The following is an 11,892-nucleotide window of genomic DNA, read 5'->3' on the forward strand; positions in this document are numbered from 1 at the left end:
CGTAACCATTGGCGGCAAATCTGCACCCGTCCCCAGGGCGCGCGGCAGATTCGCCCGGGGATACAGCCCTTGAGGAGAGGGGGCGCCCGGCACGACATGCCGGGCCAGAGGGAGGAACATCTATGGCGGCCACGGACGAGTTGATCTCGATTCCGGCGCTGCTGGCACGCAACGTAAGGCTTTACGGGGCGCGACCGGCCTGGCGCGAAAAGGAATTCGGCATCTGGCAAAGCTGGACCTGGGCAGAGGGCGCGGCAGAGATCCGCGCGATTGCGCAGGGCTTTCTGGCGCTGGGTCTGAACCGGGGCGACCATGTCGCGGTGATCGGGCGCAACCGCCCCTCGCTCTACTGGTCGATGGTGGCGGCGCAGATGTGCGGCGCGGTGCCGGTCCCGCTCTATCAGGACGCCGTGGCCGAAGAGATGGCCTATGTGCTGGATCACTGCGGCGCGCGCTTTGTCGTCTGCGGCGATCAGGAGCAGGTGGACAAGGTCATCGAGGTGCAGGAGCAGATCCACCACATCGAGCAGGTCATCTATGTGGACAAGCGCGGGATGCGCAAATACGACCACAGCCGGATGAACGCGCTGGCCGATGTGGCGGCCGAGGGCAAGGCGGGGCATTTCCGCTTTGACGCCGATCTGGATGCCCGCATCGCCGAACTGGATTACGACAGCACCTGTGTCATGCTCTATACCTCGGGCACCACGGGCAAGCCCAAGGGCGTGGTCCTGTCGAACCGCAACATCATCGAAACCTCCAAGAATTCGTCAGGCTTTGACAAGCTGCGCCCGGGTGACGACGTGCTGGCCTATCTGCCGATGGCCTGGGTCGGCGATTTCATCTTTTCGGTCGGGCAGGCGATGTGGACCGGCTTCTGCGTGAACTGCCCGGAATCGGCCGCCACCATGATGACCGACCTGCGCGAGATCGGGCCGACCTATTTCTTCGCCCCTCCGCGCGTGTTCGAGGGGCAGTTGACCCAGGTCATGATCCGCATGGAGGATGCGGGCCGCTTCAAGAAGCGGATCTTCGATCACTACATGGCGGTGGCGCGCCGCGTCGGCCCCGCCATTCTGGACGGTCAGCCCGTCGGGCTGGGCGATCGTCTGGCCTACTGGATCGGCGACAAGCTGGTTTACGGGCCGCTGAAGAACACGCTGGGCTTCAGCCGCGTGCGCGTGGGCTATACGGCGGGCGAGGCGATCGGGCCGGAGATCTTTGATTTCTACCGCTCGCTCGGCATCAATCTCAAACAGCTTTACGGCCAGACCGAGGCCTCGGTCTTCATCACCCAGCAGCCCGACGGGCAGGTGCGGTCGGATACGGTGGGCGTGCCCTCGCCGGGCGTCGAGGTGAAGATCGCCGAGAATGGCGAGGTGTTCTACCGCAGCCCGGGCACCTTCATGTCTTACTACAAGAACCCCGAAAGCACCGCCTCGACCAAGGATGCCGAAGGCTGGGTCGCCACGGGGGATGCGGGATTTTTCGAAGAAAAATCGGGGCATCTGCGCATCATCGACCGCGCCAAGGATGTGGGCAAGATGGCCGATGGCAGCCTGTTCGCGCCCAAATATGTGGAAAACAAGCTGAAATTCTACCCCAATATCCTGGAGGCCGTGGTCTTCGGCAATGGCCGCGACCGCTGCACCGCCTTCATCAATATCGACCTGACGGCGGTCGGCAACTGGGCCGAGCGCAACAACATCGCCTATTCCAGCTATCAGGAACTGGCGGGCCATCCCCGGGTCTATGAGGCGATCAAGGCCCATGTGGAGGAGGTGAACCGCGCGGTCGCCGAAGATCCGATGCTGTCGGGGTGCCAGGTGCATCGTTTCTGCATCCTGCACAAGGAACTGGATGCCGATGATGGCGAGATGACCCGCACCCGCAAGGTGCGCCGCAACATCATCGAACAGAAATACGCCGATCTGATCGCCGGTCTCTATGACGGCTCGGACAGCGTCCATACCGAAACCGAGGTCACCTATGAGGACGGCCGCAAGGGCGCGATCCGGGCGACCGTCAAGATGATGGATGCGGCCACTGTCGCGCCGGCACAGCGGAGGGCGGCATGACGACCGACGAAGGCTACATGACCGCCGATGGCCGCAAGATCGGCGGCGTGCTGATGGAGATGAAGAACATCACGCTGCGCTTTGGCGGTGTGAAGGCGATCACCGATATCAGCTTTGACATCCGCGAGGGCGAGATCCGCGCGATCATCGGCCCGAACGGGGCCGGCAAATCCTCGATGCTCAATGTCATCTCGGGCTTCTATGTCCCGCAAGAGGGCGAGGTCTGGTTCCGCGGCAAGAAGCGCGCGCCGATGAAACCCTATGAGGTGGCACGCCAGGGCATCGCCCGCACCTTCCAGAACATCGCCCTGTTCGAGGGCATGTCGGTGCTGGACAATATCATGACCGGCCGGCTGACGCTGATGCAGGCGGGGCTGGCGTCGCAGGCGCTCTGGTGGGGGGCGGCGCAGCGCGAGGAAACCGCGCATCGCGAAAAGGTCGAGAAGATCATCGACTTTCTGGAAATCCAGCATATCCGCAAGACCCCGGTCGGGCGCCTGCCCTACGGTCTGAAAAAACGTGTCGAGCTGGCGCGCGCGCTGGCGGCGGAGCCGAAGCTTCTGCTGCTGGACGAGCCGATGGCCGGGATGAACGTCGAGGAGAAGGAGGACATGTGCCGCTTCATCCTGGATGTGAATGACGAATTCGGCACCACCATCGCGCTGATCGAACATGACATGGGCGTGGTGATGGATCTGAGCGACCGCGTGGTCGTGATGGATTACGGCAAGAAGATCGGCGACGGCCCGCCCGAGGAAGTGCGCGCCAACCCGGAGGTGATCCGGGCCTATCTGGGGGTGGAACATGCCTGATCAACTGCTTTACGCGATCGAGGTCTCGCTCAATGGCCTCATGGCGGGGATCATGTATTCCCTTGTCGCACTTGGCTTCGTGCTGATCTTCAAGGCCAGCGGCATCTTCAACTATGCGCAGGGCGTGCTGGCGCTGTTTGCGGCCTTGACGCTGGTCGGGCTGCAACAGGGGCAGATCCCGTTCTCGCATGTCATCAACGCGATCTTCGGCACCGATCTGCACAGCTTTGGCTGGACGCTGCCTTCGGTCGTCGCCATCGCGCTGACCGCGCTGGTAATGGTGGGCATGGCCTGGCTGATCGAAAGGCTGGTGCTGAAACATCTGGTCAACCAGGAGCCTATCATCCTGTTCATGGCGACCATCGGCCTTGCCTATTTCCTGGAAGGGCTGGGCGATGTGATGTGGGGCGCCGATATCAAGAAGCTGGATGTCGGTCTGCCGCAGGGCATCAACGAAACGATTGACGCCGTGACCTTCAACGCCTTCGGCTATGGCTTCTTCATCGACAATCTCGACATCATCGCGGCCTTCGTCGCGGCGGCGCTGGTGCTGAGCCTGACGCTGTTCAGCCAATACACCAAATATGGCCGCGCGCTGCGGGCGGTGGCCGACGATCACCAGGCGGCGCTGTCGGTCGGCATCTCGCTGCGATTCATCTGGGTGCTGGTCTGGTCGATTGCGGGCTTTGTCGCGCTGGTCGCGGGCATCATGTGGGGGTCCAAGTCCGGGGTGCAGTTCTCGCTCTCGCTGATCGCGCTCAAGGCGCTGCCGGTGCTGATGCTGGGCGGCTTCACCTCGATCCCCGGCGCCATCGTGGGCGGCCTGATCATCGGCATGGGCGAAAAGCTGTTCGAGTTCTTCGCCGGCCCGCTGATCGGCGGCGCGACCGAAAACTGGTTCGCCTATGTGCTGGCGCTTCTGTTCCTCGTCTTCCGGCCGCAGGGCCTGTTCGGCGAGAAGATCATCGAGAGGGTCTAGCCATGCGCCCTGCGAGGATCGTGTTTCGGGGGCCAGCCCCCAAACCCCCGGGATATCTGGAAAAAGACGAAAGCGGAAAAAGGGAGGGCGTGACCAATGCTGTATCGTGAAGCCGGCGATTTCAAGACCAGCTATGTCAAGGATAGCCAGACCTTTCCGATCAAGGCGGACCGGATGGCCTATTTCGCCCTGCTGGCGGTGGCCTTTGGCGTGGTGCCCTTTCTGATCAACGACTACTGGGCGAATGCGGTTTTCGTGCCCTTCCTGATCTATGCGATCGCGGCGATCGGGCTGAACATCCTGACCGGCTATTGCGGTCAGGTGAGCCTGGGGACCGGCGGTTTCATGGCCGTCGGCGCCTATGCGGTCTACAAGCTGATGACCACCTTTCCCGATGTGCCGATCCTGATCCATGTGCTGCTGGCGGGAGGCGTCACGGCCATTGTGGGCGTGCTGTTCGGTTTGCCTTCGCTGCGGATCAAGGGGTTCTACCTGGCGGTGGCGACGCTGGCCGCGCAGTTCTTTCTGGTCTGGCTGTTCAACAAGGTGCCGTGGTTCTACAACTATTCCGCCTCGGGGCAGATCACCGCGCCGGAACGCACGATGTTCGGCATCGCCGTCACCGGGGCCAGCACGCCGGCCTGGGCCAAATATCTGTTCTGCCTCGTGATTTTGGTGGCGCTGGCCTGGCTGGCGCGGAACCTGACGCGCGGCATGATCGGGCGCAAATGGATGGCGATCCGTGACATGGACATCGCGGCCGAGATCATCGGGGTGAACCCGCTGACCACCAAGCTGTCGGCCTTTGCCGTGTCGTCCTTCTTCATCGGGGTGTCCGGGGCGCTGTTCTTTGCCGTCTATCTGGGCGCGGCCGAGGTGGGCGAGGCCTTCGGCATCAACAAGAGCTTTCTGATCCTGTTCATGGTCATCATCGGCGGCCTTGGCTCGATGTTCGGCTCGTTTGCCGGGGCGGCCTTTCTGGTGCTGCTGCCGGTGCTGCTCAAGAACGTGCTGGTGGGGGGCCTTGGCTGGCCCACCGATCTGGCGGCCCATATCGAACTGATGATCGTGGGCGGCCTCATCATCGTCTTCCTGATCCTGGAGCCGCACGGGCTGGCCCAGCTCTGGCGGGTCGCGAAGGAGAAGCTGCGCCTTTGGCCCTTCCCGCACTGAGGCGGGGCGGGCCAGACAAAAGACCCCGGCGCGGGGAGGCGCCGGGACATATCAACCGGGAGAGAACCATATGAAAAAGACCTTCACCATGCTGGCGGCGGCGGCGATCGCGGCCACCACGGCGGCCCCGGCACTGGCCGATCTGGTGGTGCCGAACCTGAGCTACCGCACCGGCCCCTTTGCGGCGGGCGGGATCCCCTATGCCGACGGCTTCAACGACTATTTCACCCTGCTGAACGAACGCGATGGCGGCATCGGCGGTGAGAAGGTCGTCGTGCCGGAATGCGAGACCGCCTATAACACCGAAAAGGGCGTGGAATGCTATGAGGCGACCAAGGGCCAGGGCGCGCTGGTCTACAACCCGCTTTCGACCGGCATCACCTATCAGCTGATCCCCAAGGTCTCGGCCGATGGTATCCCGCTTTACACCCCCGGCTATGGCCGCACCTCGGCCGCCAACGGCAAGATCTTCCAATGGGTGTTCAATTACCCGGCGAATTACTGGGATGGCGCCAGCGTGGCGGTCAAGCATCTGCTGGATCAGAACGGCGGCAATCTGGAAGGCAAGAAGATCGCGCTGCTCTACCACAACTCCGCCTATGGCAAGGAGCCGATCCGCACCCTGCAAGAGCTGTCCAAGAAGCATGGCTTCACGCTGAGCGAGATCCCGATCGACAGCCCCGGCCAGGAGCAGAAAAGCCAGTGGCTGCAAGTGCGCCGCGACAAGCCGGATTATGTGCTGTTCTGGGGCTGGGGCGTGATGAACTCGGTCGCCGTGCAAGAGGCCGCGAATATCCGCTTCCCGATGGAGAACTTCATCGGCATCTGGTGGTCGGGGTCGGAAAATGACGTGCTGCCGGCGGGCGATGGCGCCAATGGCTACAAGGCGCTGACCTTCAACGGCGTGGGCGGCGATTATCCGGTCTATGCCGACCTCAAGAAATACGTCTTCGACGCCGGCAAGGCTAGCGGCGCGGGCGACCAGAGCGGCTCGGTGATCTATTCGCGGGGCATGTATGCTGCGGTCATCATCTCCGAGGCGATCCGCAAGGCGCAGGAACTGGCTGGCACGCCCAAGGTGAATGCCGCGCAGGTGCGTGACGGGTTCGAGGCGCTGGAAATCACCGATGCGCGTCTGGAAGAACTGGGGCTGAAAGGCTTTGGTCAGGCCTTCGCGGCGTCCTGCGGCGATCACGGCGGCGCCGGTGGTGCGATGGTGCAGCAATGGGATGCGGCGGCGAAGAAATGGAACCTGATCTCGGGCTTCATCGAGCCGGATCACGAGGTGCTTGACCCGCTGGTGGCCGAAGATTCGGCGGCTTTCGCGGCCGAGAACAACATCGCGGAACGCTGCAACTGATCCGGGTGCGGGGCGCCTTGCGGGGCGCCCCGCCCATCCAAGTTTTCGCCATCCTGTCCGAAGGCCACAGCCATGCTCGACGTGACCCAGACCGCCCCCGTGACCCAGCCCGCCACCGGCGAGACGCTGCTTGAGGTGAACAATATCGAGGTGATCTACAATCACGTCATCCTCGTGCTGAAAGGCGTCAGCCTTTTGGTGCCCAAGGGCGGCATCACCGCGCTTCTGGGCGGTAATGGCGCGGGCAAGACCACCACGCTCAAGGCGATTTCCAACCTGCTGCATTCCGAACGCGGCGAGGTGACCAAGGGCCAGATCCTGTATCGCGGGCAAAGCGTGCAGGCGCTGAACCCGGCCGAGCTGGTCAAGCGCGGCGTCATTCAGGTGATGGAAGGGCGGCATTGCTTTGAACACCTGACGGTGGAGGAAAACCTGCTGACCGGCGCCTATACGCGCGGCGATGGTGCCGGCGCGATCAATGCCGATCTGGAAATGGTCTACACTTACTTTCCGCGCCTCAAGGAACGCCGCAAATCGCAGGCGGGCTATACCTCGGGCGGGGAACAGCAGATGGTCGCCATGGGGCGCGCGCTGATGTCGCGGCCCGAGATGATCCTGCTGGACGAACCTTCGATGGGTCTGGCGCCGCAACTGGTGGAACAGATCTTCGAGATCGTGAAGGCGGTGAATGCCGGCGAAGGGGTGACCTTCCTGCTGGCCGAACAGAACACCAATGTCGCGCTGCGCTATGCCCATACCGGCTATATCCTGGAAAGCGGCCGCGTGGTGATGGAGGGCAGCGCCCAGGATCTGCGCGAGAATCCCGATGTGAAGGAATTCTACCTCGGCATGTCCGACAAGGGGCGCAAGTCCTTCCGCGACGTGCGCAGCTATCGCCGCCGCAAGCGGTGGCTGGCATGAAGGGGGAAACCGCGATGTCGCATTTCGATGCCCTGGAAACCCGATCCGCCGATCAGCGCGCCGCCGATCTGGCGCGCGACCTGCCGGCGCTGATCGCCCATGCGCAGACCGCGCCTGCCATGGCGGCAAGCCTTGCCGGCGTCGATCCGCGCGCGATCACCAGCCTGGCCGCGCTGGCGGCCTTGCCGGTGATCCGCAAGGCCGATCTGTCGGGCGCGCAAAAGGCCGCGCCGCCGCTGGGGGGCTTTTTGCCGGCGGGTGGCGGCTTCGACCATGTGTTCCAGTCGCCGGGGCCGATCTATGAAATCGGTCGGACCAGTGCCGACTGGTGGCGCATGGGGCGGTTCCTGCATGCCTGTGGCGTGGGGCCGGGCGATATCGTGCAGAACTGCTTTGGCTATCACCTGACGCCGGCGGGGATGATCTTTGAAAGCGGCGTGCGGGCCGTGGGGGCGGCGGTCTTGCCCGCCGGCACCGGCCAGACCGACCTTCAGGTGCGCGCGGCCGCCGATATTGGCACCACGGCCTATGCCGGCACGCCCGATTACCTCAAGGTCATCCTCGACCGTGCGGATGAGATGGGCGAGCGGCTGAAGATCACCCGCGCCGCTGTCGGGGGCGGGGCGCTGTTTCCGTCGCTGCGCCAGGAATATGCCGATCGCGGCATCCTGTGCCTGCAATGCTATGCCACCGCCGATCTGGGCAATATCGCCTATGAAAGCCCCGCGCAGGAAGGCATGATCCTGGACGAAGGCGTGATCGTGGAGATCGTGCGCCCCGGCACCGGCGATCCGGTCCCGCTGGGCGAGGTGGGCGAGGTGGTGGTGACCACGCTGAACCGCGACTACCCGCTGGTGCGCTTTGCCACCGGCGATCTGTCGGCGCTGATGCCGGGGGTTTCGCCCTGCGGGCGCACCAATCTGCGCATACGCGGCTGGCTGGGTCGCGCCGACCAGACCACCAAGATCAAGGGCATGTTCGTGCGCCCCGAACAGGTGGCCGAATTCGTCGCCCGGCACGAGGAGGTCAGCCGCGCCCGCGTCATCGCCACGCGCGAGGGCGAGATGGACGCGATGACCGTGCAGGTGGAAAGCCGCGCCTCCAACCCCGCGCTCTATGAAGGCTCGGTGCTGGAAACGCTGAAACTGCGCGGCCGGATCGAGATCGTGGCGCCGGGCAGTCTGCCCAATGACGGCAAGGTCATCGAAGACCGCCGCAGCTATGGCTGAGCGCAGCGTTCCTTCCCCCTGAAACCTGCCGCGTTCCGCAAGGGGCGCGGCCTTTTTCGTGGCCGGAATTGTGCCGGCGGCGCAACGATTTCGCTGGCATGCTGCGACATTCTGTCCCATCTTCACCCCGCGCGCGTCATCAGGTTTTGGGAGGAACCGCATGAACAAGATCGTCGCCCTGATCTGCGTGATCAGCTGGTCCGGCTTCTGGGCTTTCGGCTATCTGGCGCTGTCGGCCGGCGTGGCCGATACCGGGCAGATGGTGACGGCCGCGCTGCTGGCCGCGATCGGGTTCTTCACCGGCATGGTGGCCTGGCTGAAACTGTCGCGCGGCGGCCTGCCGCCCTTGCGGGCGTGACGGGTCAGCCCTTCAACTCTGCCGTCAGCCGCACCGGCCCGACGCTGCCACGCAGCTTGGCGCGATAGATCACCAGCGATTCCGCGACCCGCATCACATAGGTGCGGGTTTCCGACAGCGGGATCATCTCGACCCAATCGACCACATCGACGCTGGCGCTGCGCGGGTCGCCCATTTCGGTGATCCAGCGGCGCGGGCGCCCCGGCCCGGCATTGTAGCCCGAGGCGACCAGCGCGACCGAGGGGCCGAACTCCTCCACCAGTTTCGCCAGAAAGGCGCTGCCCAGCGTGGCGTTATAGGTCGGGTCGGTGGTCAGGCGCGACAGCGTGAAATCCATGCCGAGCGATTTGGCGGTGCGTTCGGCGGTTTCCGGCATCAGCTGCATCAAGCCCCGCGCGCCCACCCGGCTTTGTGCCGCGATGTCGAATTCGCTTTCGCGCCGCGCGATGGCCAGTGCAAAGGCGCGCGAGACCGCCAGCCCCTCGGACGGGATCAGGTCGGGCACCGGGAAATAGGCTTCGGGCAGGATCACGCCGCGTTCCGCCCCCTGTTTGGCCAGCAGCACCGCGATATGCGGCTCGTTCAATTGCAAGGCCATGGCGGCCATGCTGGCCAGATCCTCGGGCGTCTGGGTTTCGGCCAGATGCAGCAGGAACCGCTTGGCCTGTATGCGGTCGCCGGCGGTCAGCAGCAGCAGCGCCGCCTCCAGCACCGAGGAACGGGCGAAGGGCCGGTTGCGCCAGTCGGGCGCGCGCAGCGGCGCCAGCAAGGCGGGATCAAGGCTTTGCCCCAGCTTTTCGGCGGCCAGCAGCCCGTAATAGGCGGTCTGATACTGCGCGGCCTGCCGATAGGCCGCCGTCGCACCGGGGTCGCCCTGCGCCTCCAGGGCGCGGGCCTGCCAGTAATAGGCGCGCGAGGTGGAGATGGGCGTGACCACCGCCGCGCCCAGATGCCGAAAATGTTTCAGCGCGGTCGGCGCGTCGCCCAGTTTGCGCAGCGCGATGAAGCCCGCGAGAAATTCCAGATCGGCGTAGTCGGCGCCCGCGCTCAGCCCGTGGCGGGCCGCCACGCGATAGGCCGATTGCGGCTGCCCGTCGCGCAGCAATTGCCGTGCCAGTTGCGCGCGGCGCCGCGCCCAGGCCTCGGGCTGGCCCAGGTCATCGGCCTGATCCAGCATCAGGCTGGCGGCATCGGTCCACAGATCGCGGAAGATGCGGTAATCCATCCGGGCATGGGCCAGCAGCGGGCTGCGCGCCAGCGGGCCGGGCACGGCGGCGACCAGCGTATCCACCCCGTCGGCGCGGTCCAGCAGCGCCAGTCGGGCGCGGGCCAGTGCCTGAAGATCGGCGGGCAACTGCGGCAAGAGCCGCCGCGCCTCGCCGCTTTCGCCCTCCCACAGCAGGCGGGTCAGCCGGGCGCCGGTCAGGCTGGACAGGCCGGGATAGAGCGCGAAAAGCGCCGCCTGATCCTCGGGCGTCATCGGCAGGTCGGTCCAGGCCCGGCGGGCCTCGGCCTCGGCCTCGGCCAGACGGCCGGTGGCGCGCAGCGCGCCGATCACCGCCAGCGACCCGGTGCCGGTGCGCGGCAGGTCGCGGCCGAACCAGGCGAGGATCCGTGCGGGCGTCGCCGATCGCGCCACCGCTACCTCGCCCTTTTCGCGCAGCAGGGGCAGGCCGGGCCAATCAGGGCGGCGTGCCAGAAAGGCCTCATATTCGGTCAGCGTGCCGTCGCCCGCGCGCAGGCGCTGCCATTCGATGATATCCGCCCCCACGGCGGACGAGGCGGCGGCCAGCCGCGCAGCCTCGGGCCAGTTCTTGCGCCCCGCCTCGTTCAGGGCCAGGCGCAGCGCCCCGGCGGCATCGGTCTGGGCCGTGGCGGGGGTGGCAAGGGCGAGACAGATCAGGAGGGGGCGCAGTATCTTCATGCGCGAAACCTGCCGCATGTGCGCGGCGGGGGCAACTCACATCCCCGCCAACCGCCCGCCCTTGCGTGACGCGGCTTGGCAAGGGCCGCATCGCCCGCTAGAGGAAGGGCGTTAACCGGGCGAGTCCCGCCCCAGCCAAACGGAGATGCGTGTCATGTTCAAAGGGTCCATGCCTGCCCTGGTCACGCCGTTCAAGAACGGCGAGCTGGATGTGGACACGCTCAAGAAACTGGTGGAATGGCAGATCGCCGAGGGCAGCCATGCCATCGTGCCGGTCGGCACCACCGGCGAAAGCCCGACGTTGAGCCATGAGGAACATGGCCGGGTGATCGAGATCGTGGTCGAAACCGTGGCGGGCCGCGTGCCGGTGATCGCCGGGGCCGGGTCGAATTCCACCGCCGAGGGGGTGGGCCTGATCCGTCATGCGCAAAAGGCCGGCGCCGATGCCGCGCTGGTGGTGACGCCCTATTACAACAAGCCGACCCAGGCCGGGATGATCGCGCATTACACCGCGCTGCATGATGCGAGCGACCTGCCGATCGTGATCTACAACATCCCGGGCCGGTCGGTCGTGGACATGACGCCGGAAACGATGGGCACGCTGGCAAAGCTGCCGCGCATCGTGGGGGTGAAGGATGCCACCGGCAAGATCGAGCGCGTGTCGATGCAGCGTGCGACCTGCGGCGCGGATTTCATCCAGCTTTCGGGCGAGGATGCCACGGCGCTTGGCTTCAACGCCCATGGTGGCGTGGGCTGCATCTCGGTCACGGCCAATGTGGCGCCGCGCCTCTGCGCCGAATTCCAGGAAGCCACGCTGCGCGGCGATTTCGCCAAGGCCCTGGAATACCAGGATCGGCTGATGCCGCTGCACGAGGCGATCTTCCTGGAGCCTGGGCTGGCGGGGGCGAAATATGGCCTGTCGCTGCTGGGCCTGTGCCGCGACGAGGTGCGCCTGCCGCTGGTCGGGCTGACCGATGCGACCAAGGCGCGCATCAAGGCGGCGATGCAGCACGCGGGCGTTCTGTAACCGGCCCCCGCGCCGGATTTGCCATCGGGCC

At 65.4% G+C, this 11,892-nt stretch carries 10 protein-coding genes; 9 read left to right on the forward strand and 1 reads right to left on the reverse strand.

From position 1 onward, the window contains the following. Nucleotides 1-122: 122 nt before the first annotated feature. From FOA17_RS03195 to FOA17_RS03230, 8 genes are all read left to right on the forward strand, one after another. Nucleotides 123-2,078 (forward strand): long-chain fatty acid--CoA ligase, encoded by a 1,956-nt coding sequence (locus tag FOA17_RS03195; RefSeq protein WP_149140043.1) that lies wholly within the window; start codon nt 123-125, stop codon nt 2,076-2,078. Beyond that, the gene (locus tag FOA17_RS03200) at nt 2,075-2,890 is read left to right on the forward strand and encodes an ABC transporter ATP-binding protein (RefSeq protein ID WP_149140044.1); all 816 of its coding nucleotides are present in this window, start codon (nt 2,075-2,077) and stop codon (nt 2,888-2,890) included. The genes FOA17_RS03195 and FOA17_RS03200 overlap by 4 nt, the downstream gene beginning before the upstream one ends. Then, nucleotides 2,883-3,869: a branched-chain amino acid ABC transporter permease gene (locus tag FOA17_RS03205; protein WP_149140045.1), complete on the forward strand. Its 987-nt coding sequence runs from the start codon at nt 2,883-2,885 to the stop codon at nt 3,867-3,869. Before FOA17_RS03200 ends, FOA17_RS03205 begins: the two co-directional genes overlap by 8 nt. A 96-nt stretch (nt 3,870-3,965) precedes the next feature. Beyond that, nucleotides 3,966-5,042: a branched-chain amino acid ABC transporter permease gene (locus FOA17_RS03210; protein ID WP_149140046.1), complete on the forward strand. Its 1,077-nt coding sequence runs from the start codon at nt 3,966-3,968 to the stop codon at nt 5,040-5,042. A gap of 70 nt (nt 5,043-5,112) precedes the next feature. Continuing rightward, nucleotides 5,113-6,402, forward strand: coding sequence for an ABC transporter substrate-binding protein (locus tag FOA17_RS03215; RefSeq protein ID WP_149140047.1), 1,290 nt, complete (start codon nt 5,113-5,115; stop codon nt 6,400-6,402). Between the two features lie 72 nt (nt 6,403-6,474). After that, nucleotides 6,475-7,323 carry an ABC transporter ATP-binding protein gene (locus tag FOA17_RS03220; protein WP_149140048.1) on the forward strand — a complete coding sequence of 283 codons (849 nt, stop codon included), beginning with the start codon at nt 6,475-6,477 and terminating at the stop codon, nt 7,321-7,323. Nucleotides 7,324-7,337: 14 nt separating this feature from the next. After that, on the forward strand, nt 7,338-8,552 hold the full coding sequence (locus FOA17_RS03225) for a phenylacetate--CoA ligase family protein (RefSeq protein ID WP_149140619.1): 1,215 nt from the start codon (nt 7,338-7,340) through the stop codon (nt 8,550-8,552). A 160-nt stretch (nt 8,553-8,712) separates the two neighbouring features. Then, entirely contained in the window at nt 8,713-8,910 is a 198-nt protein-coding gene (locus FOA17_RS03230) for a hypothetical protein (RefSeq protein WP_149140049.1), read from the forward strand. Nucleotides 8,911-8,914: 4 nt separating this feature from the next. Here FOA17_RS03230 and FOA17_RS03235 read toward each other — a convergent pair whose 3' ends face one another. Then, complete coding sequence (locus FOA17_RS03235; protein ID WP_149140050.1) at nt 8,915-10,834, reverse strand: lytic transglycosylase domain-containing protein; 1,920 nt, start codon at nt 10,832-10,834, stop codon at nt 8,915-8,917. Between the two features lie 154 nt (nt 10,835-10,988). On the opposite strand from FOA17_RS03235, the gene dapA reads away from it, so the two are divergent. Further along, a complete protein-coding gene (gene dapA, locus FOA17_RS03240; RefSeq protein ID WP_149140051.1) occupies nt 10,989-11,861 on the forward strand; it encodes a 4-hydroxy-tetrahydrodipicolinate synthase in 873 nt (290 codons plus the stop codon). Nucleotides 11,862-11,892 lie beyond the last annotated feature (31 nt).

This window comes from Gemmobacter caeruleus (genome assembly GCF_008271655.1).
Taxonomy (GTDB): domain Bacteria; phylum Pseudomonadota; class Alphaproteobacteria; order Rhodobacterales; family Rhodobacteraceae; genus Gemmobacter; species Gemmobacter caeruleus.